Raw genomic sequence first — 22906 nt, 5'->3', positions numbered from 1 at the left:
CATTCGAAGCTGAAAAGTACATTCAAAGTTGTTGTCGGCTTATCCTAAAAATGACCTTGGCTAAGATTGAAATGCAGTTTTCAAATCCTGCGAAAATCTCAGCCAAGGTCAAATGCGTATAGAACGATGTATCTTTTCTATAACTCTTTAGAAACGCTCACTTCCGGTGCCATGCTCGTTTTCGGTGCTATGGTGAGGCGCAGCGTCTGAGGCGTTTGCGCTGTCTTGCGAGGACGTGTCAAGCGTGGAGCCAAAACCGTTATCACGGTTTAAGATGTTCATAAACTCCTCACCGGTAATGGTTTCCTTTTTCTGCAGGTAATGAGCAATTTCATGGAGTTTAAAGCGATTTTCCTGCAGCGTTTTTAAGGCAGTCTGGTGGCACTCTTCAACAATGCGACGAACTTCCTCGTCGATCTCCTCGGCGGTTTTTTCAGAACAGGTAAGCGATGATCCGCCGCCAAGGTAGCGGCTTTGCTGCTGAGAAAGGGTGACCATACCGAGCTTATCTGACATGCCGTATTGCGTAACCATAGCGCGAGCAATGCCTGTGGCGCGCTCAATGTCATTTGATGCACCATTGGTCATTTCACCGAAGATCAGCTCCTCAGCGGCGCGGCCGCCACAAAGCACGGCGATTTCATTCATGGCCTCACTGCGGCTCATGAGGTGCTTCTCGTCATCATCAACCTGCATAGTAAAGCCTAAGGCGCCTGAGGTACGCGGGACGATTGTAATCTTGGTTACCGGCGCCGATCCCTTTTGCAGAGCTCCGACGATGGCATGACCGGTCTCGTGATAGGCGACCACATCTTTTTCATGCTCAGTGAGGACGGCGTTCTTTTTCTTAGCGCCGGCGATAACAACGTCAACAGACTCAGTAAGGTCTTCTGTGGTAACGCGGCGGCGTCCCATACGGACGGCGCGCAAGGCCGCTTCGTTGATGATATTCGCGAGGTCAGCGCCGGAAGCGCCGGGCGTTGATTTAGCTACAAGGGAAAGGTCTACGCCGGGCTCCATCTTGACGTCGTTGGCGTGAACCTTAAGGATGTCCTCGCGGCCGGCGAGGTCGGGAAGCTCCACAGGAATGCGCCGGTCAAAACGGCCAGGACGAAGCAGTGCCTGGTCCAGCGTCTCGGGACGGTTGGTTGCCGCTAAAACGACAATGCCTTTATGGTTGTCAAAGCCATCCATCTCAGAGAGCAGCTGATTTAAGGTTTGCTCGCGCTCATCGTTGGTGTTCAGTGAGGCGTCGCGACGCTTACCAACCGCGTCTATCTCGTCAATAAAGATAATGCAAGGAGCCTTTTCATTTGCCTGTTTGAAGAGGTCGCGGACTTTTGCAGCGCCGCGTCCGACAAACATTTCGACAAATTCAGAACCCGCGATCTGGAAGAAAGGAACTTCCGCTTCGCCGGCAACGGCCTTGGCGATGAGCGTTTTGCCGGTGCCCGGGGGCCCTACCAAAAGCGCGCCTCGCGGACTGCGCGCACCAATCTCGGTGTATTTGTCGGGAGTCTTCAAGAATCCGACAATCTCCTGCATGGATTCTTTGGCTTCTTCCTGGCCGGCAACGTCCTTGAACGTGACACCGGTATCTTCGCCCTTAATTTCCTTAGCGTTGGAGCGCCCCAGACCGCCGCCAAATCCGCCAAACGGGTTGCCGCCGCCGAAGTTCATGGACGGATTATCATCGCCCATGGCACGTTTTAACGCGCGGTTCACAAAGTATCCGGCAACCAGGAAGATGACAAGCGGTATGCCAAACTCAATCAAAATACTCATCCACAGGTTTGCCGTAGGATCAGGGATGGTGGCGGAGAAATCAACGCCCTTCTCTTGAAGGGTCTTTACCAGGTTAACGTCGTTGGGAAACGCCTTGGTAGTATAGATTTTCTCCGAGTCGCCTTCTCCTTCAGTGAAGCGGATAACCTTGGTGCTGTCATTAAGATCGACTTTCTTAACTTTGCCGTCATTGACGTCGCTCAGAAACTGACTATACGAAACGTCCTGCACCTGTGATTTTGTTACATTGGGCAAAAGACCTTGGTTTATCGCGAGATATACGACGATAGCAAGGAGTACATAAAGCAACATCGATCTGCGTCGCTTGTTGTCGTTGTCCATACACAGCCTTTCTTACCTTTGGGCTATATGGCTCTGCAGAATCTGACGCAGGGCCACACACATAGTGAAATAGTTCTACCCAATTTTGATGGCCTTAACCGCCAATACCAACATCTCCAAAGCAAGAGACTTCATAGCTGCCGAGAAGTTTTACAGAAAGTTTTGTACATGAACGAACTGTTAACAGGCAAATTGAGGGGTGGCATTCTATGGCAGGCGTGCTACTATGATGCACATCGGCTGTGAAGAGGAGAGTAGCCCGGGCAGCGCAAACTACAGAGAGTGGGAAAGCTGAGAGCCCGCGTTTGCGTCCGTGTGAAAATCACCTTGGAGCTGCAGTTCAAAAGCGTGGCGAGAAGATCTTCTCGTCCAAGCGTAAGTAGATGCTGCCGGATATGGTCGCCGTAACAGACCAACCGAGTATGCGATCATTCGCCGCTGGGTGGTTACAAGCGAAGTGTAGACGTAAGCGCTTCGTCCCAGCAACAGGGGACGGGCGCTTTTTTGTGCCCAGAAAGGTTGTTTTGGATGGCAAACGAGTATAAGAAGACCACAAACTTGCCACGTACAGGATTTCCCATGCGTGCATCGCTGGCGCAAAATGAGCCCAAGCGTTTGGCTTTGTGGAACCAAAATGCCCTCTATGAGCTGCTTATGAAGAAGAACGAGGGTCACGAGAAGTTCGTGCTCCACGATGGCCCTCCCTATGCCAATGGCCCCATTCACCTGGGCCATGCACAGAACAAAATTTCCAAAGACATCATCAACCGCTACAAGGCCATGCGCGGTTTTCAAACTCCCTATATCCCCGGCTGGGACTGCCACGGTCAGCCCATTGAGCATAAGGTTGAGGAAATGCTCGGCACCGAGAAGTTCAATGCACTGCCTACGGAAAAGATTCGTGAACTCTGCCGAAAGATGGCCGTTGAGCAGGTTGACACGCAGCGCCAGGGTTTTAAGCGTCTTGGCGTTTTGGCAAAGTGGGACGATCCGTATCTGACGTATGCGCCTGATTACGATGCAACCGATATTGAGATTTTTAAGGCCATCTTTGACAAGGGTTCGGTATATCGCGGGACCAAGCCGGTGCACTGGTGTACACACTGCCATACCGCTTTGGCTGAGGCAGAGATTGAATACCACGACGTCACCTCCATGGCCATTTTTGTTCGCTTTGAACTTACGAGCGTTCCTGAAGGCCTTGAGGCGTATGTAGGTAAAACATGGGTTGACATCTGGACTACGACGCCTTGGACATTGCCGGCAGATGAGGCGGTCATTCTGCATCCTGAAGCAACCTACGTGGCGCTTGAGCTTTCTGACGGTCATGTTGAGATCGTGGCAGAGGCGCTTGCACAAAAATGTGCCGATAAGTTTGGCTACGACAGCTATACTCTGGCAAAAGACCCAAGCGGCAATACCTGGCAAAAGACCGGCGCTGAGCTTGCGGGTAATACCTACAAGCAACCCATCTTTGGCGAGCAGGGCCGCGAAGGTACGTTTATCTATGCCGACTATGTAACCCTTGATGATGGTACCGGCGTTGTCCACTCAGCACCCGGCCACGGCGTTGACGACTACAATGCCGGCGTAAAGTTTGATATTCCCCAGACCATGCCGGTTGACGATGACGGCCATTTCTTTACCGGAGAAGGACCCGGTACGGGCGGTCCCTTCTCAGGCATGGAGGTCAATGAGGCAAATCCTGTCATTGTTGAGTGGTTGCGTGAGCGCGGCGTGCTTATTCTCGCAGAAGACATTACCCACAGCTATCCGCACTGTTGGCGCTGCAAGAATCCCGTTATCTTCCGTGCCACCAGTCAATGGTTTGTTTCTATGGATAAGACCAACCTCCGTCAGGAGGCGCTCGATGAGCTGTCTAAGGTAGCCTTCTATCCTGCAAATGCCGTAAAGCGTATTGGCTCGATGGTTGAGGGACGTCCCGACTGGTGTATTTCTCGCCAGCGCAACTGGGGTGTACCAATTCCTGCCTATACCTGCGAGGACTGCGGCGAGACAATCATCAACGATGATACGCTTGACGCGGTAATCAAGCTCTTTAGGGAGAAGGGCTCCGACGCTTGGTTTACCGACGATCCTGCAAGTTATTTAGGGGATGCGTGCACCTGCCCTCAATGTGGTGGGCACCATCTCAAAGCCAATAAGGACATCCTGGACGTGTGGTGGGATTCAGGCGTTTCCCATACGGCGGTGTGCAAGCATCGGCCTGAACTTCGTTTCCCGGCCGATATGTATTTGGAAGGCTCGGATCAGCACCGCGGATGGTTTATGAGCTCTCTCATGACGTCTGTGGGTGCGTATGACATGGCACCATATAAAGCCGTCGTCTCTCAGGGCTTCACCCTTGACGGTCAAGGCCGCAAGATGAGTAAGTCTTTGGGTAATGTTATTGACCCCAACGAGGTGTGCGCCGAGCGTGGTGCAGATGTTTTGCGCCTGTGGGTTGCCTCTGTTGATACTTCCAATGACGTTCCTTGCGATGATGCTATTTTGACTCAGGTTGGAGATGCCTATCGTCGTTTCCGCAATACCATTCGCTTCCTTTTAGGTGAGCTTGAAGGTCAATTTAATCCTGCAACTGATGCTGTTCCTGTTGCAAAACTTACTGCGTATGATCGTTTGGTACTGGCTCGCATGTGCGAGGTGCATGATGCTGTAACCGAGGCATATGAGGGATATCGTTTTAACAACGTTTTCCGCGTGCTCTACGACTACATCATTGAGCTTTCCAATGGATACCTCAATGCCACCAAAGACCGCATGTATTGTGATGCCGCTGATGCTGAGTCCCGCCGCTGTGCACAGACGGTGTGGGCGGAAATCCTCTCTATGCTTGTGCATGATTTGCAGCCCATTTTGGTATACACCACCGATGAGGCAATGGAGTTTTTACCTGAATCTCTGCGCGATGGTCAGAAATTTGCAGCACTTCTCGATTGGTACCAGGCACCCTTAACACGCTTAGAATATGAGTCGCTGCTTCCTGCCTACCAGGTACTCTCCGATGCTCGTGCGGCATACACCAAGGCATATGAGACGGCACTTGAGGCCGGGGAGATTACAGAAAAGACCACGCAGGCAACGCGCGCCGAGGTGGTGCTTCCCGCTGAGGCATTCCAATGCGTAAATGATGTTCATGTAGACTTTGCCGAGATATTTGTATGCTCTGCAGTAACTGTTTCGGAAGGCTCCGAGCTTGCCGTTAGTGTCTTTTTGGCGGACGGAGAGCGCTGTGATCGTTGCTGGAACTGGCGCAATCTTGGTGAGGATCATCTCTGCCACCGCTGTCATGAGGTGGTTGCGCAGAGCACGATTGAATAGGAGTACGTGTGACTGTTCGCACGCAACAAAGTCTTGGTATTCGCTTGGCAATTTTTTGCTGGGCGGGTGCCATTGCTTTTTCACTTGATCAGTTAACAAAGCGCTGGGTTCTTTCAAATATCCCTGCAGGTTCAAGGCGGTCGTTTATTCCGGGCGTGCTTGATCTCTTTCATGTCCAAAACGATGGCGCCGCCTTTTCTATTGGAAGCGGACAACCTCTGTTTTTTGCAGCCCTTACCGCTGTTGTGGTGCTTGGTATGATATATGTAGTCATACGTGAGAAAAACCTCCCGTATACGTTCGTTGCGATTTTAGGTCTTGTGGCCGGCGGTGGTGTCGGTAATGGTCTTGAGCGTGTGGCTCATGGAAGCGTAACTGATTTTTTAGCTACTACGTTTATGAACTTTGCAATTTTTAATGTGGCAGATATCTTTGTAACATGTGGCATTATTGCGGCGTGTATATATTGGTTTACATGGGATTCTAAAAAGCGTGCTGGTAAAAATGACGGTGAAGCCAGCGAGAAAGAGAGTGGAGCCAACAAAGAAAACGATGAGGATGGCGAGAAAGACGGCGAGAAGGACGGCGAAGTAGCGCGTGGCTGAACGCGTTTTTGACATACTGGTGGGACCGGAAGGTGATGGCACAAGGATTGATGCTTTTCTTTCTGCTCAAGATAACCTTCCTTCACGGAGTGCCTGTGCAAAGCTTGTTGAAGAAGGCAAGGTATTCATTAATGGGACGCCGGTGTCTTCTAAGTCTGAGAAAGTGGTGCTTGGCGATCGCCTTATGGTAGTGCTTCCAAAGGGAGAACCTGAGACGGGACTTCTTGTTCCAAACCCTGACATTCCACTTGACATCCGCTTTGAAGATCAATATCTTATCGTGCTTTCCAAACAGGCGGGGCTTGTGTGCCACCCTTCACCGGGACACACCGACGATACCCTTGCCAATGCCTTGGTAGCGCATTGTGGCTACGGACATTTGGGGCTTTTGCAGGGCGAGGATCGACCCGGTATCGTACATCGTTTAGATATGGATACTTCGGGTCTTATGGTGGCGGCCAAGTCTGATGAGGTGCAGAAAGCTCTTCAAGATCTTATTCGCCTTCGCGTGCTTGATCGCCGCTATGTGGTTTTAGTACAGGGCTATGTTGCCCCTGATGAGGGAACCATTGAAACGGGCATTGCTCGCTCCACACGTGATCGCTTAAAGATGACGGTAACGGATGCACCCGGTGCTCGAGAAGCCATTACTACTTTCAGAACGCTTGAACGCTTTGAGGCAGGTCGTAGAGGTGAGGGTTATTCGCTTTTGGAATGCCATCTTTACACAGGACGCACCCATCAGATTCGTATCCATATGCGCCATGTGGGTCATCCCGTGGTAGGAGATCAGCTGTACGGCCGCAAAGACGGGCGATTTAATTTAGGCCTCAAGCGTCAGTTTCTCCATTCTTGGCACATTCAGTTTGAACATCCGGTAACGGGAGAAATGATAGAACGCAGGGACTCTCTGCCGCCAGATCTTCTCGCGGTACTAGAATCGCAGGAGGAATTATCTATGGGTAGAACAAAAACGGGTGCAGATATCTGCCCGCAGTTGGCCGGCTAATATTTAGATGCACCAACAGCCCAGAGGCTTTGTAGATATCTCGCTAACCTCAAGGGTGGACGGACGGTTATGGTGATTATGCACTCCGATGAACTAGATCAAGAAGCAGACGTTCTTCTCGATATCCAAGATGGCCAATTGCGTGTGCGTTGATGTGGGAGAAAAAATGGATTCAAAGGCATGGGCGCTTTGCCCCTTCCATTGCGCTAAGATTATAAGGTAATTGTTTATCGAGAGATTTTGGCTGATAAAACATATTTGTCTTGGGTTTGGAGCGTAGGGATATACATGCCACTGCAATTGAACAGGCTTGGACTTACACCGATTGTCGTTTTTAACTTGGTCATATGGCTCTTTTTTACGCTGGCGTACTTTTATCAGATTATCTATATCATCCGCGTGATGTTTAAAGGTGAGGTGCATCTTCCGCCTGCTAGAAAACAGCACCGGTATGCGTTTTTCATCGCGGCTCACAATGAAGAGCCTGTGGTGGGAAATCTGGTTCGTTCAATCCTGGCGCAGGATTATCCGCGCGAGCTTATGGATGTTTTTGTGGTGGCTGATGCCTGTACCGACAAGACCGCAGAAGAGGCGCGCAAAGCGGGAGCTATTACGTGGGAGAGAAATGACCTTGCCCGTAAGGGAAAAAGCTGGGTTATGGATTATGGATTTAACCGCATCCTCAATGAGTACGGCGATGCTTATGAGGCATTCATTATTATGGATGCGGATAACTTAGTGGCTCCGAATTACCTTTCCATCATGAACCAGGCGTTTGATGCGGGATATCTGGTTTGCACAAGCTATCGAAACTCAAAGAACTTTGATTCCAGTTGGATAAGCTCGGCATATGCCACATGGTTTATGCGTGAGGCAAAGTTTTTGAACAACGCCCGAATGATGATGGGCACCAGCTGCGCTATTTCCGGTTCCGGCTGGATGGTCTCCGCCCGCATCGTTAAAGGCATGCATGGCTGGGATTTCCATACGCTTACTGAAGACATTCAGTTTTCAACGTTTTGCTGCGCTCACAATATCCAGATTGGCTATGCTCCCGCGGAATTTTTTGACGAGCAGCCGCTTACCTTCAAGGCCTCGTGGATTCAGCGCATGCGTTGGACAAAAGGTTTCTACCAGGTGTTCTTCTCGTATGGGACTGATTTGCTGAAAGGAATTGTAAAGGGTCAGTTTGCCTCGTATGACATGCTTATGACCATTGCTCCCGGTATGATTTTGACGTTGCTTTCAGCTTTCATCAACGGAACCTATCTGCTGGTAGGCTATTTGAGCCATGGATTTATCGCTACGGACGCAGAGCTTGCCATGTGCTCAGGATCTCTGGTAATGACAATATTCTCAATGTATATCGTATTTTTTATTCTCGCCGTCATTACGACAATCTCCGAACACAAGCATTTTCATGTAAAGAAGCGCTGGCGCATTGTTACCAACCTCTTTACTTTCCCGATTTTTATGATCTCCTACGTTCCCATTACCGTTGCCGCACTCTTCAAAAAGGTGGAGTGGGTGCCTACAAAGCACGACATCGCCGTCAACTTTGAGGACATTGTAGCCGGCCAAAGCTAATGTTTAATCCGGTTTTACGAGGATATGGGACGTTTATGGTGTTACAGTGTCAAAGCAAAAGAGTATGGGCGGCCGTCAGGCCGGAAAGGAGCCGCACGTAATGGCAAAGTTCTTCGAGGGTGAGTCGCATACCTTCTCTGAGTATCTGTTAGTTCCGGGCTATTCCTCCGCTGAGAACATTCCTGCAAACGTGTCGCTCAAAACCCCTCTGGTGAAATTTAAAAGGGGAGAAGAGCCTTCCTTAAGCCTCAATATCCCCATGGTTTCCGCGGTTATGCAGGCCGTTTCCGGTCCGCGTCTTGCTATTGCTCTGGCGCAGCAAGGTGGACTTTCCTTTATTTACGGTTCGCAGTCGGCCGAGGACGAGGCGCAGATGGTGCGCGAGGTTAAGAGTTACAAAGCGGGATTTGTTGTTTCCGATTCCACGCTGACGCCCGATATGACTCTGGCCGAGGTGCTTGACCTGAAAGAAAAGACCGGACACTCCACGATGCCTGTTACCACTGATGGAACGTCCTATGGCAAACTGGTAGGCATTGTGACCTCTCGGGATTATCGTCCTTCTCGCGATGAGGTGACTAAGAAGGTCGCGGAATTTATGACTCCGGTTGACGCGATTATTTCCGCTCCTGAGACCACGACGCTCAAAGAGGCGAACGACATCATTTGGGACAACAAGCTCAATGCGCTTCCCATTGTGGATACTAATGGATACTTGGTAAGCCTTGTATTCCGCAAAGATTACGATTCTCACAAATCCGCTCCGAATGAGCTGCTTGACGCGTCGAAGCGCTATCTGGTTGGCGCGGGTATCAATACGCGTGATTATGAGACGCGTGTCCCGCTTTTGGTAGAGGCCGGTGCGGATGTGCTCTGTATTGATTCTTCCGAGGGCTATTCCGAGTGGCAGGCTCGCACGCTCAAGTGGATTCGCCAGACCTATGGCGACGGCGTTAAGGTGGGAGCCGGCAATGTCGTTGACGCGGAAGGATTCAGATTCCTGGCAGACGCCGGCGCTGACTTCATCAAGATTGGCATTGGCGGAGGTTCCATCTGCATTACGCGCGAGCAGAAGGGCATTGGACGCGGTCAGGCTACCTCAGTCATTGACGTGGCTCGCGCGCGCGACGCCTACTTTGAAGAAACGGGAGTCTACATTCCTATCTGTTCTGATGGCGGCATTGTCTATGACTACCATATGACTCTTGCTCTGGCGATGGGCTCCGACTTCATGATGCTCGGCCGCTATTTTGCCCGCTTCGATGAGAGCCCTTCCAACCGCGTAAATGTCAACGGTTCCTATATGAAGGAATACTGGGGCGAAGGCTCTGCTCGCGCCCGCAACTGGCAGCGCTACGATCTTGGTGGCAATAAGCGGGGACTCTCGTTCGTTGAGGGCGTCGACTCGTATGTTCCTTATGCCGGATCGCTCAAGGACGGCGTCGAGGGTTCGCTGCTGAAAGTGAAGTCCACGATGTGCAACTGTGGCGCCCGGGATATTGTCGAGCTTCGCGAGAAGGCAAAGATTACGCTTGTGTCCGCTACGTCTATCGTTGAAGGCGGCGCTCACGATGTGCTGCTCAAAGACCAGAATCAGCAGGTTAGCTACAATTTCCGCTCATAGCGTACCGTCAAGATAATGCAAGCGATGGCCACAGGCGGCTCCCGTCGGACTTCCTCTGGATTCGCTTTTTGAAAGGAGTCGTCAGATGGCAGAAAGGCCTGATGTCGAGAAGAACGAACAGTACGATGATATCCCTGTTTATGACGCTGAGGCGATAGAGACAAAGTGGCAGCGCATTTGGGACGAGGAGGGCCTCTACAAGACCGAGGAGGATCCAAGCCGTCCCAAGAAGTATGTGCTTGAGATGTTTCCGTATCCTTCCGGTGACCTTCATATGGGGCACGCTCGCAATTACACTATCGGTGATGCCATGGCTCGCCAGGCCCGCATGAGAGGCTATGACGTTTTGCATCCCATGGGTTTTGACGCCTTTGGCCTTCCCGCGGAAAACGCCGCTATCAAGCACAATACGCAGCCCTCAATCTGGACGCACAAAAACATTGAGCAAGCCGTCAAGACCATGTTTCGCATGGGCTTTTCTTACGACAAAGAACGTATGTTCAACACGTGCGACCCTGAATACTACAAGTGGGGCCAGTGGATTTTCCTCAAGATGTACGAGAAGGGCCTGGTATACCGTGCAACCTCTCCGGTGAACTGGTGTCCCAACGACAAGACCGTTCTCGCGAATGAACAGGTGGTCAACGGCCGCTGCTGGAGGTGCGGCGCGATTCCCGAGAAGCGCGAGCTTTCCCAGTGGTACCTGCGCATTACCGATTATGCTCAAGAGCTTCTGGACGATCTTGATCAGCTTGACGGATGGCCGGAACGGGTACGCGCCATGCAGGCAAATTGGATCGGCCGCTCAGAGGGCGCGGAGATTGACTTTGCCTTGGCCGCCGCTGACGGCGTAACACCCACTGACACTACCATTACCGTCTTTACCACGCGCGCCGATACCATCTACGGCTGCACGTTTATGCTGCTGCCGCCTGAGTCGCCGCTTGCCGCTGAGCTTGTCGCTGGCTCCGCCTACGAAACCGCTTTCACGGAATTGAAAGAGGCTGCGGTAAAGGCTACTTCCATTGAACGACAGGGTACTGATCGCGAGAAGCACGGCGTGTTTACCGGCCGGTACGCGCTAAATCCAATCACCGGAGAATCTATCCCCATTTGGGTTTCGGATTATGTGCTTCTTGACTACGGAACCGGCGCCGTTATGGGCGTTCCTGCGGGCGACAGGCGCGACTTTGACTTCGCGAAAAAATATGACCTGCCAATCGTTCCTATTATCTGTGAAGAGGGGACCGATCTTTATGAAGAGCTCAAGGATGTTAAGGAGCGCCGCGTAACCTCAGTGGATTGGGACGGTCCCATGGATACCACGGGCATTTTGGTCCAATCCGGCGAGTTTACGGGCCTCCAGGGAGGCAAGCACTCTGAAGCGGAGGAGGCTGTGGTCGCATTTTTGACCGACCATGCTATTGGCCGCCGTACGGTGCAGTTCCGCCTGCGCGATTGGCTTATTTCTCGCCAGCGCTACTGGGGCAATCCTATTCCGATGATTCATTGCGACCACTGTGGAGATGTGCCGGTACCCTATGACGAGCTCCCGGTAACACTTCCTGACGACCTTGACCTTTCCGCAGGTGATACGCTTGCTGAATGCAAGGAATTCTATGAGACTGTCTGTCCGGTATGCGGTCGTCCTGCGCATCGCGTTACCGACACCATGGATACCTTCACCTGTTCCAGCTGGTATTATTTGCGCTACTGCGACCCTCATAATGAAGAGCTGCCATTTTCGAGGGAGTCTGTTGACCGCTGGATGCCGGTTGATAACTACATCGGCGGTATTGAACACGCTATTTTGCATCTGCTCTATTCACGATTCTTTACCAAAGTCCTGCGCGACCTCGGCATGATTGGTATTGACGAGCCGTTTAAGAACCTGCTTACCCAGGGAATGGTGAAAGACGAACACGGCGATACCATGTCAAAATCAAAGGGTAATGTAGTTCCGCCGAGCTCTGTCATTGAGCCATACGGCGCCGACACCATGCGGCTCGCCATTCTTTTTGTTGCCCCTCCCGAGAAGGACTTTGATTGGGACGAGAAGGCCGTCGCCGGAGCAAACCGCTTTATCAAGCGCGCCTGGCGTGTTGTCTGGGAGCTTACCAAGACCGCTGACGCGGCGGCAATCCTTGATCTTGCGACTCTTGACGAGCCATCGGCAAAACTTAATCGGGAACTGCACGCGTTGGGTATCCGCTGCACTCGCGAGTTTGACGAAGGTCAGTTCAATACAGCAATCTCGGCGGTGATGGAACTTATCAACGCGGCAAGCTCGTACCTTAACGAGGTGCCCGAAAGCGAGCGTTCTCGCGCCTTGTGTTATCGAGTCGCCTCCGATATTGTCGCCATGCTTGCTCCTATCATTCCGCATTGGGCTGATGAGCTTCAGCATGCCGCGCTTCACAAAAAGACGCCAGTCTATCATGAACCCTGGCCTGTTTTTGACGAAGCGCAGGCCAAGAGCAATACGGTGGAGATAGCCGTTCAGATCAAGGGCAAAGTACGTGCTCGCATTATGGTTGACGCCGAGGCGTCTGAAGAGGAACTGTCATGTCTTGCGCAGGAGGCGGTGAGCGCTCAGCTCGTGGGACACGTTATCCGCAAGGTTATTGTGGTTCCTGGTCGTCTTGTGAATATTGTTGCCTAGCTGGAAATATACTTGACGAGAAGGATGTTATCTCGTATAGTAGTACCGTTATGAAGTTGTACTTGTGGGAAGTGGGACGGAGTTTTCGTCCCGCTTCCTTTCTATATGCAGATAGGGGGCATATGCCAAAAGATGACGCCGTACAGCGTATCATCGAAGCGCTTGAAGCGGCCGCGACAAACCATGACATAGATATCGTTGATGTCGAAGTCGTGGGTTCCGTTAAAGCGCCGGTGGTGCGGGTGCGTATTGACCATGCAGACGAAAACGCCCAAACAATCTCGCTTGATGAGGTTGCCGCGGAGACCGGATGGATTTCTTTGGCCATAGATGAGCTCGATCCTTTTCCGAACTCGTTCACACTTGAAGTCTCTTCTCCCGGTATGAGTCGTCCGTTGAGGCGCGCGCATGATTTTGAGCGCTTTGCTGGAAACGAGGTCTCGCTGCAGACAACGGCTTCAGAAGGGCGTCGCAGGTTTACCGGCAAACTTTTGGGCATGCGCGAGAATACCGTTGTGCTTGAATCTGAGGGTCAGCGGTATGAGATTCCCTTAGATGAGGTAAAAAAGTGTACGCTTAAACCGTCTTTTGATTTCTCGGCTCAGGCCAAGAACTAGTGAGAAAGGAATTTACATGGCATCTGAGATGATGGAAGCTCTGATGACGCTTTGTCAGGAAAAGCATATCGATGAGCTTTACCTTCTTGACCGCCTTGAGCAGTCTTTGGCCAAGAGCTATGCGGATGTGCTGCATCTTACATATGGAGCGCGGGTGACTATCGACCGGACGACGGGCAAGGTATACGTATACCAGCTCATTCCAAAGGGGGAGCCCGATGAGGAAACAGGCGAGTATACCGAGTTTGACGAGGTAGACGTCACCCCGGAAGACACCAGCCGCTTTGCGGCGCAGCATGCGAAAAATGAAATTCGCTCTCTTGTGCGCGATGCTGCGCGGAAACAGATTTATGAAGAGTTCTCACAGCGTATTGGTGACATCATTACCGGAACAGTGCTTCAATCGACGCCTGACTTTACCATTATCAAGATTCGTGAAGGTGTTGAAGCGGAGCTTCCGCACTTTGATCTCAGGAGGTTTCCCGAGGAGCGCGATGAAAGGCCCTTTGGTGAGCGCTATGGGCATAACCAGCGCATCAAGGCGATTATCATTGATGTTCGCAATCCGGAGAACACACAGTCTGCTGTTCGCGGCGAGCGTCAGCGTCCGCCAATCGTTGTCTCCCGTACTCATCCGAATCTGATTCGCCGTTTGTTTGAGCTTGAAGTTCCCGAGGTGTATGAAGGCATTGTAAGCATTCGCTCTATTGCCCGCGAACCGGGAATCCGTTCAAAAATCGCTGTTGCGTCTTCCGATGACCGCATGGATCCCGTAGGCGCCTGCGTTGGCCCTAAGGGAAGTCGTGTGCGCACAGTCGTGGCCGAGCTTCGCGGAGAGCGCGTTGATGTGGTGCCTTGGTTTGACGATCCCTCGCGTTGCGTCGCCTCGGCCCTTTCTCCCGCTCGTGTTTCTCGCGTCATTATTGATGAAGAGACTCGCCACGCTACGGTCATTGTTCCTGACGATCAGCTTTCGCTTGCTATCGGTAAAGAGGGCCAGAATGCACGCCTGGCAGCCCGCCTGACCGGTCTTCACATTGACATCAAAAATGAGAGTTTGGCTGCAAAGATTTTGCGTGATCTTCCTGCGACTTCCGTGGATGCTCCTCAGCAGGCAAAGCGTGAGGAAGCTCATCGCTGCCTGTATGTGAGCCCTGATGGCGTGCCGTGCCGCAACATGGCTCGTCCAGGCTCCGATTACTGCGGAATTCACGAGAAAATGGCCAATGTGCGCATTTCTGACGATGAAGACTCGCTTATCTAAGGAACATCACCTCGCAACACTACTATCGGAGGGTTTCATATATGGCAAAAATGCGCGTACATGACCTTGCTAAAGAATATGGCATGCAAAGCAAAGAGATGCTTGAACATCTTGCCGCGATGAAGATTCCGGCTAAGTCCCCTTCATCAACGCTTGAAGATGCCTATGTGGCAATGGCCCGCAAAAAGCTCAAGCCTATCCTTGAGGCTCGTGCTGCGGAGATTAGAAAGAAACAGGCTGAGGCTAAAAAGAGGGAAGAGGAAGAAAAGAAGCGTGCTGCCGCAGAGGCTGAGGCAGAGCGTCTTGCTGCCGAGAAGCGTCGTGAGGCCGAGCGCGCTGAAGAGGAGAAAAAGCGCGCGGCAGAAGAGGCGGCGCGTAAGAAGGCTGAGGCTAAAGCGGCCGCTGAAGCCGAGGCTCAGCGAAAAGCAGCGGAGGAAGAGGAACGCAGGCGCGTAAAAGACACCGCTCCGAAGGCCGCACCTTCATTCCACAGCCTGCTTGATCAAATCGCTCAACAAGAAGAGGTTTTGAAGCAACAGGCGGCAGAGTCCGCCGCGCACAAGAAATCCGAGAAGGGCGGGCGCAACCACGCTCGAGCTAAGGTGGAAGAGAGCATCGGTAACGAGCGCCGCGGTGGCCGCTCCAATGCTCATGGTGATATCGCTCCTCAAGATGATCGTTCTTCAGGTCCTTCTCGCCGCAAGAAAAACCGTCGTGGCGGGGAAGAAGGCGAAGATCGCTACAGCCGTATGGCGCGTGAGGCGGAAGCGTACAACCGCAGTAAAGTGCTTGACGAAGCGCGCCGCGACATTGAAGAGGCGTCAAGAGAGTCGGCGGGTCGCCGTAAAAAGCGTAAAGAGCGTCGCCAAAAGCAGGCTGCTGAAGCTGCTATGGAGCAGCGTATCGAAGAGGCGCTTGCGAACGATCAAGATATTTCTCAGCTTGACACGGTCAAGGTTCCGCAGGGATCAACCGTTTCGGAACTCGCCGATTTGCTCGGCGTGCCGGCAAATGACATCATCAAACGTCTCTTTTTGCTGGGCAATCCCTTAACACTTACCGAAACTATGTCTGACGACCTTATCGATCTCGTTGCTGACGACCTCGGTCGTGAGATTAAGATTATGACGAAGGAAGAGGAAAATTCATTTACGTTCTACGATGATCCGAAAGATTTGAAGCCGCGCCCGCCCGTGGTTACCGTTATGGGCCACGTTGACCACGGCAAGACTTCGCTTTTGGATGCCATTCGTCATACGGGCGTTGCCGCTGGAGAAGCGGGCGGCATTACCCAGGCTATCGGCGCGTCTCAGGTTACTATCAACGGGCGGCAGATTACCTTTATCGACACGCCCGGTCACGAGACTTTTACGGCCATGCGCGCCCGCGGCGCCAAAGTGACCGATATCGTCATTTTGATTGTCGCCGCCGATGACGGCGTCATGCCCCAGACTATCGAGTCGATTAACCATGCCAAGGCCGCAAACGTTCCCGTTGTAGTTGCTGTCAATAAGATCGATAAACCCGGCGCCGATCCCACACGTGTTCGTCAGGAACTCACCGAGTACGGTGTTATTCCTGAGGAGTGGGGTGGCCAAAATATGTTTGTGGATATTTCCGCCAAACAAAACCAAGGTATTGATGAGCTGCTTGAAACCGTCCTGCTTCAGGCGGACGTTCTTGAACTCAAGGCTAATCCCGATACGTTCGCGTCCGGTAACGTCTTGGAGGCGAAGCTTGACCGCGGCCGCGGTTCCGTTGCAACAGTGCTGGTAACACGCGGTACGCTTCATATCGGCGACGCCCTTGTCGCTGGTATGGCGTTCGGACGCGTTCGTGCCATGCTTGATCCGAAGGGCAACGCGGTAACAGAGGCAGGTCCTTCGGACGCCGTCGAGATTCTCGGCCTTCAGACCGTTCCTATGGCAGGCGATGAATTCCGCGTCTTCCAGGAGGAGCGCGATGCTCGAGAACTTGCTGATCAGCGTGCTTTGAAAGCCCGTATCGAGGAGCAAAACCGCGTCAAGCATGTGACCCTTGAGAACCTCTTTGACACTATGGCCGACGCTGAAGTCAAGGAACTTAATCTCATCATCAAGGCGGATGTTCAGGGCTCCATTGAGGCGCTGCAGGATTCGCTCGATAAGATGGATCAGTCTGAAGTCCGTATCATGACTATCCACTCCGCGGTGGGCGCTATTACCGAGACGGATGTCGTTTTGGCTGATGCGTCCAATGCAATCATTATTGGCTTCGGTGTCAGACCCGACGCGAAGGCTCGCTCGGCCGCGGAACGCGATGGTGTTGAGATTCGCACCTACAGCGTTATCTATAAGGCGATTGAGGATATCGACGCGGCGCGTATTGGTATGCTCAAGCCTACGGAGCAGGAGATTCAGACAGGCGTTGCTGATGTCCGTGACACCTTTAAGGTGCCGAAGGTCGGTATTGCTGCAGGCTGCATGATTACGGAAGGCGAGATTTCCCGCGACAACCAGATTCGCTTGGTGCGCGACGGCATTGTCGTCTACGACGGTCATATCGCGTCGCTGCGTCGCTTCAAGGAAGATGTCAAAAGCGTTAAGTCCGGCTTTGAATGTGGCATTGGCCTTGAGAACTTCCAGGATATCAAGCCGGGAGATCAGCTTGAAGCGTACCGTATCGAGCAGGTGGCTCGAACCGAATAAAAGGGGAGACTATGAAGCAAAATCAGTATTCTCGCCGCAATAATGAGATTGCCCGCGAAAAGCTCTCAAGCATTCTCTTGTTTGAAATCGCCGATCCTGATCTTCAGTTTGTCACAGTTACCGGCTGCGAGGTCTCGGTTGATAAGTCTTTTATGAGAGTGTATGTGTCTTGTGAAGTCGAGCGCTATGAGGCGGTAACCGTGGCGCTGCGGCGGGCGAAAGGTCGCATACGCTCTCTTCTGGGACGTGCGCTCAACTGGCGCGTTACGCCTGATCTTGATTTCAGGATTGATACGACCACCGATGAGGCGGAGCGTATCGCCCGCGCTTTAGCAGACGTTCCACCAACGCTCAGTGTGGAAAAGGACGAATTCGGGTATCCGATTTCTTCGGAAGACGCGACAGAGGAGTAAGGGTGCTGGATCTTTCAGCAAAAATCAACAACGTTGAGTTTGACGAGGTTATAGCCTTGATTGAGCGGGCTTCGTCAATCGTTGTATGCGCCCATACCTCACCTGACGGGGACGCTATCGGATCGGGGCTGGCGCTTGCAAGCATCATCCGTCGCCAGTGGCCACTGAAGCGCGTTACCAATCTCTTGGCTGACGCCCACGGGGAAGTTCCGCGCATCTATCAGTTTTTGCCGGGTGTCAAACACTATGTTACGGCTGACGCCTACAAGGACACGCCGGATCTCTTTATCTGCGTCGATCTTTCGTCACCCTGTCGGCTGGCTGAGGCTGAAGCTATCTTAGTGCGCTCTTCAACCAAAGCGGTCTTCGACCATCACCCGGCGTCCGATTCGTTTTGGGATGCCGGCCTGGTGCGGACGAGCGCAGCGGCGGCAGGCGTTATCATTACGGAGTTCGCTTTGCATCTGGGAGTCCGCCTCACAAAGGATGAAGCGCAGTGTTTGTTCTGCGCCTTAGTGACCGATACTGGTCGCTTTCAGTATCAAAATGCCGATAATGAAGCTTTTGAAATCGCCGGTCTGCTTGTGGAGGCTGGAGCGAGTCCTGCCGAGGTAGCACTTCATGTCTATCAAAGCGATCGTCTGGCGTATATGCACCTTGCCGCAAAGGTTATGGGACGCATCCGCACCTTTGGAGGAGGGCGTGTCGCGTACAGCTATGTTACAACCGCCGATTTCGCGTCTTCTGGAGTACCTGTTTCAGAGATGGACGGCTTGGTTGATATTGTCCGCTGCGTAGACGGCGCTGAAGTGGCTCTTTTTCTGAAAGAAGTCAAAAGCGGAGTCGTCCGCGGTAACCTGCGCTCAAAGTCGGATCTTGACATCTCCGGCATTGCTCGTGCGATGGGAGGAGGCGGTCATAAGGCCGCCGCGGGCTTTACCGTTGAAGGTACCGTAGACGAAGCTTTTTCTGCCATTGAGCCAAAAATCGTAGCTCTGCTGGAATCCTCCGACAACGCGTCCTGTCCAAAGGCGCAATAAATGAAGAGGGGAAGCAGCGGCATCAACGCACTTCTCGCTGTTGACAAGCCTGTGGGCATGACAAGCCATGACGTTGTTTCCCGCGTCAGACGGGCGCTTGGCGAGAAGCGCGTAGGGCATGCGGGTACACTCGATCCGCTGGCAAGCGGCGTGTTGGTCGTGGGAATCGGCTCCGCTACCCGTCTTTTAGGGATGCTGACCTTGGCGGAGAAGCGCTATCAGGCCACCATCTCCTTTGGCACGGAGACCACGACCGATGACTCAGAAGGCGAGGTTGTGGTTACAAAATCCGTACCTGCCGAATGTTTTGACCCGTCTTTCGCGCGTGAGACGCTCGCACAGCTTGAAGGCGAACAGGATCAAATACCGCCCAGCTACTCAGCTATCTCGGTTGGAGGAAAACGGGCGTACGCTCTCGCCCGAGAGGGTAAGGACCTTGAGATTCCTGCTCGCCATATCACCGTCTACCAGGCGCGCCTTGTCTCTCTCTCCAAATCGTCCGAGGATTCAAACGACTGCTTGTGGACCGTTGATCTGCGTGTTTCTAAAGGAACCTATATCAGAAGCATTGCGCGGGATATGGGTCGCAAGCTCGGGACCGCGGCGCATATAAGCGCCTTGCGCCGAGTGGTTTCAGGGTCAATTAGCCTTGATGACTGTATTGAACTTTCTTTGCTCGAGACACGCGGCGCGTCTTGTATCGATGAATACCGTCTGGACCCTGCGCACGCCCTGCAACTGCCACTATATCGTCTGAATGAGCGGGAGTTTGCTGATGTGGTAGTCGGTCGGCGTATTGCGGCAGGTGAAGTGGAAGACAAAACAGGTTTTTCTCGCTGTCCTTCTCGCCGTCCGCCTCAGCAAAACGAACGCATAGCTCTCGTGTATGAGGGGGCGCTCTGTGGCGTCTGGCAATGCCAAGAAAACAAGCTGGTATGCTGCGCGAATTTTTCGCAGGGAATAGGCGGGGTTTCAGCATGAGCGGCGCGATAGAAAACTGCCTTGCGAAGTCTGTTTTTTACGGAGTGGAGCTGCCTGAGCCTCTGAGAGTCTCAAAATCGCAGCTCTATACCCTTGCCGACAACGTGCTTGGCCATGAATGTGTATGCGCGATTGGCGTGTTTGACGGTCTGCATAAGGGCCATCGCACGCTTATTGAAGCTGCAAGAGAAGATGCCTTGCGCCGCCGCGTACCGCTCGTGGTGGTAACGTTTGATCCAGATCCCGCTGAGGTTTTGTTCGACCGCGCGCCAAGGCTGTTGTTGCAAGACGCCGACAGACTTTGCGCGCTTGCCTCTCTTGAACCAGATGCGCTTCTGGTGCACGCGTTTACGCCTCAATTTGCGGCGCTGACGGCTCAAGACTACATCGAAGAAGCGCTTTTACCGTCCGTATATCCGGTAGCTATTCACGTTGGTTCCGACTTTGGCCTGGGCGCGCGTGGAGAAAGTCATGTAAACGATCTGGCGGCTCTTGGGCAACAACACGGTTTTGAAGTTGTGGCGCACCAACTCGTCACGCACGGAGGCGCTCCTATTACCGCGACGCGTATCCGAAGTCTTATCGAGGCCGCACGATTAGATGAAGCCCAGACGCTTCTGGGCAGAAATCATTTTCTTAGAGGTGAGGTCATTCATGGCCGCGGGGAGGGCGCGGGATTTGGCTTTCCAACGGCCAATCTGAGACTGTCTGCAAAAGACTGTCTTCCTGCTGATGGCGTCTACGGATGCTATATCATTGATGGCGCAAGGGCTTGGCCCGCTGCAGTAAACGTTGGTGCTCCTCCAAGTTTTGCAACGAAAAGCGCTCCTCTGCTTGAGGCGAACCTTTTGGGCTTTAACGACAATCTTTATGGACATACGCTGAGCTGCGTGTTCATAAAACATCTTCGCCCTTCGATGCAATTTGGTGATCTTGAAGAGCTTAAAAGGACGGTATTTCACGACATCGAGTGGGTACGAATTCATCTAGGTGAAACGATGCTGGAGGTTGACTGTGATATCTGACGAGGACAAAGAAAAAGTGCGACAAGCCACTGACTTTGTGCAGCTCGTTGGTGAAACCGTCAATCTTCGCCAGCGCGGTAATGAGTTTTGGGGCTGCTGTCCGTTTCATGGCGAGAAGACCCCATCGTTTAAGGTTAATCCCCAAACAGGACTGTGGCACTGCTTCGGCTGTTCAAGCGGGGGAGATGTCTTTAATTACGTACAAAAAAGAGAGAATCTCGAGTTTTCTGATGCTGTCCGCTACCTTGCCGATCGGGCAGGCATAACGCTTTCTGAAGAAAAGAAGTATTCTCGCGGTCCTCGGAAAAACCGCCTGATTGAGTGCCTTACCGAAGCCGAGAATTTCTTCCACCTCATGCTTATGCGCGGCCGCGGAGAAGGCTCCGCCGCTGCTAGAGCCTATCTTTCGGGACGCGGGTTTGGCGGAGACGTCTGCAAGCGTTGGAAACTTGGCTATGCGCCAGGAAGAGGGTCGCTCGTAGCGCACCTGCGCGAGAAGGGCTTTACCGAGCGGGAAATGATTGCCGCTAACTTAGCTATCGATAGAAATGGCCGTACGACCGATTGGTTCTATGATCGCGTAATGTTTCCGATACACGATGAAAGAGGCCGCACCATCGCCTTTGGCGGGCGCGTTTTGGTGACAGCGAAAAACGCGCCAAAGTATCTCAATACGCGTGACACTGCCGTTTTTAATAAGGGTAAACACCTATTTGCATATGACAGAGCCAAAGAGACCATGGCAGCAACAGGCACTGCTATTGTGTGTGAAGGGTATACCGATGTTATAGCCATGCACGAAGCGGGGTTTACTAATGCCGTTGCGGCGCTGGGAACGGCGTTCAGGCTTGATCACGTCAAGCTCCTTGAACGGCAGCGAGTTAAAAAGATTATCTGCATGTTTGATGGAGACAGCGCGGGGCAGAGAGCTGCTTCTCGTTCAGTTCAGTTCATCGACAAAACATCGGCGGCGTTTTTGTGCGTTGTGTTGCCGGATAACCAAGATCCCATGGAGTTTTTGGCGGCGCATGGGGCCGAAGCTCTGCAGGCTCATCTTGACCAAGCGCGTCCGTTGATGGATTTTGTCTTTGAAAGCAAACTTGGTGAGTTTGATCTTTCTACGCCGGGCAGTCGCGTCGCGGCGCTTCATGCCATGGCCGAAATCCTCGCTCCGCTCAAGAAGTCAGTATTGCTTGATGAATATGCCTTGCGTCTTGCGGATGCCCTCGGAGTCAATGTCAACGATGCGAAACGCATCATCCGAGAAACACCGATACAAGAGATTCCCGAGCCGAACCGTTCAAATTTTCAACCAACACCGGCAGAGAGTCGTACGCGGCAAGACGGCGCTTCTCGCCAAGAGGTAAGCGCGCCGCCGGCGCCTCCGGACACCGCGCTACAATCGCTCTCCCATGATGACCGTATGCAGTTACAGTCCGAGCGGGAGCTTTTGTCTGCAATGGCGGCTCGTATTGACACGGTTCGTACCTATGGAAAGCGTATCGCGGAGCTTTCATGGGTCGACAGCCGCCATGAAGCTATGGCGTGGGCAATGCTTGCCACGCCCAAAGGAACCCCGGCGCCTGCTGTTATCGCCGCTGCCCAAGTAGTTGAGCCAACGGCTCCGCAGGTACTTTCGGGCGGGAAGGTGTTTTCTGCTGAGGGAATGAGCGAACAAGAGAAACTGAACCTTATCGTCAATACGCTGGAGTTTTTCTCACTTAAACGAAAAATGCGAGAACTTCGTCGTTTGTTGCAGCGGAGCGCTTCCGAAGAAACCGCTCCGCTGCTGCGACAAATCTCAGAGTTACAGAAGCAGATTAATGAAGCGGGCGAGCGATTGTCGGCAAATTGATATCTGTTTTGAAAGCCTGCAATTAATAGTTAGTAAATGGGTATACTGCTTCCAGTTGTTGCGTTGAA

General features: G+C 52.6%; 15 protein-coding genes. 14 read left to right on the top strand and 1 reads right to left on the bottom strand.

What is annotated here, in order from left to right; translation table 11 throughout:
• Positions 1–147: 147 nt before the first annotated feature.
• On the bottom strand, positions 148–2127 hold the full coding sequence (gene ftsH / locus HMPREF1527_RS02380; protein ID WP_016477109.1) for an ATP-dependent zinc metalloprotease FtsH: 1980 nt from the start codon (positions 2125–2127) through the stop codon (positions 148–150).
• A gap of 528 nt (positions 2128–2655) precedes the next feature.
• Between ftsH and ileS the strand changes: the two genes are divergently transcribed.
• The 14 genes from ileS to dnaG all read left to right on the top strand — a co-directional run bounded on the left by ileS (position 2656) and on the right by dnaG (position 22838).
• Positions 2656–5469, top strand: a complete 2814-nt coding sequence (ileS, locus tag HMPREF1527_RS02375; RefSeq protein WP_035433637.1) for an isoleucine--tRNA ligase — start codon at positions 2656–2658, stop codon at positions 5467–5469.
• An 8-nt stretch (positions 5470–5477) separates the two neighbouring features.
• Entirely contained in the window at positions 5478–6074 is a 597-nt protein-coding gene (lspA, locus tag HMPREF1527_RS02370) for a signal peptidase II (RefSeq protein WP_016477107.1), read from the top strand.
• The gene (locus tag HMPREF1527_RS02365) at positions 6067–7083 is read left to right on the top strand and encodes an RluA family pseudouridine synthase (protein WP_016477106.1); all 1017 of its coding nucleotides are present in this window, start codon (positions 6067–6069) and stop codon (positions 7081–7083) included. The genes lspA and HMPREF1527_RS02365 overlap by 8 nt, the downstream gene beginning before the upstream one ends.
• 288 nt (positions 7084–7371) lie before the next feature.
• Positions 7372–8670 (top strand): glycosyltransferase family 2 protein, encoded by a 1299-nt coding sequence (locus HMPREF1527_RS02360; protein WP_016477105.1) that lies wholly within the window; start codon positions 7372–7374, stop codon positions 8668–8670.
• A gap of 100 nt (positions 8671–8770) precedes the next feature.
• Complete coding sequence (locus tag HMPREF1527_RS02355; RefSeq protein ID WP_016477104.1) at positions 8771–10294, top strand: IMP dehydrogenase; 1524 nt, start codon at positions 8771–8773, stop codon at positions 10292–10294.
• An 85-nt stretch (positions 10295–10379) separates the two neighbouring features.
• Entirely contained in the window at positions 10380–12956 is a 2577-nt protein-coding gene (gene leuS / locus HMPREF1527_RS02350; protein ID WP_016477103.1) for a leucine--tRNA ligase, read from the top strand.
• Between the two features lie 122 nt (positions 12957–13078).
• On the top strand, positions 13079–13573 hold the full coding sequence (gene rimP / locus HMPREF1527_RS02345; RefSeq protein ID WP_016477102.1) for a ribosome maturation factor RimP: 495 nt from the start codon (positions 13079–13081) through the stop codon (positions 13571–13573).
• Positions 13574–13589: 16 nt separating this feature from the next.
• Positions 13590–14837, top strand: coding sequence for a transcription termination factor NusA (gene nusA / locus HMPREF1527_RS02340; protein WP_016477101.1), 1248 nt, complete (start codon positions 13590–13592; stop codon positions 14835–14837).
• A gap of 41 nt (positions 14838–14878) precedes the next feature.
• On the top strand, positions 14879–17524 hold the full coding sequence (gene infB, locus HMPREF1527_RS02335; protein ID WP_016477100.1) for a translation initiation factor IF-2: 2646 nt from the start codon (positions 14879–14881) through the stop codon (positions 17522–17524).
• 11 nt (positions 17525–17535) lie between these two features.
• A complete protein-coding gene (rbfA, locus tag HMPREF1527_RS02330; RefSeq protein WP_016477099.1) occupies positions 17536–17937 on the top strand; it encodes a 30S ribosome-binding factor RbfA in 402 nt (133 codons plus the stop codon).
• 2 nt (positions 17938–17939) lie between these two features.
• Positions 17940–18977 carry a bifunctional oligoribonuclease/PAP phosphatase NrnA gene (locus tag HMPREF1527_RS02325; RefSeq protein WP_016477098.1) on the top strand — a complete coding sequence of 346 codons (1038 nt, stop codon included), beginning with the start codon at positions 17940–17942 and terminating at the stop codon, positions 18975–18977.
• Positions 18978–19958, top strand: a complete 981-nt coding sequence (truB, locus tag HMPREF1527_RS02320) for a tRNA pseudouridine(55) synthase TruB (protein ID WP_016477097.1) — start codon at positions 18978–18980, stop codon at positions 19956–19958. It begins immediately after the preceding gene.
• Positions 19955–20983, top strand: coding sequence for a riboflavin biosynthesis protein RibF (ribF, locus tag HMPREF1527_RS02315; RefSeq protein WP_016477096.1), 1029 nt, complete (start codon positions 19955–19957; stop codon positions 20981–20983). The genes truB and ribF overlap by 4 nt, the downstream gene beginning before the upstream one ends.
• A complete protein-coding gene (gene dnaG, locus HMPREF1527_RS02310) occupies positions 20973–22838 on the top strand; it encodes a DNA primase (protein WP_016477095.1) in 1866 nt (621 codons plus the stop codon). The genes ribF and dnaG overlap by 11 nt, the downstream gene beginning before the upstream one ends.
• The last annotated feature ends 68 nt before the right edge of the window (positions 22839–22906 follow it).

Origin of the sequence: Atopobium sp. oral taxon 199 str. F0494, assembly GCF_000411555.1 — a bacterium.
Lineage (GTDB): Bacteria > Actinomycetota > Coriobacteriia > Coriobacteriales > Atopobiaceae > Lancefieldella.
The sequence above is the reverse complement of the archived record's forward strand: the minus strand, read 5'-3'. Positions and strand labels throughout refer to the sequence as shown.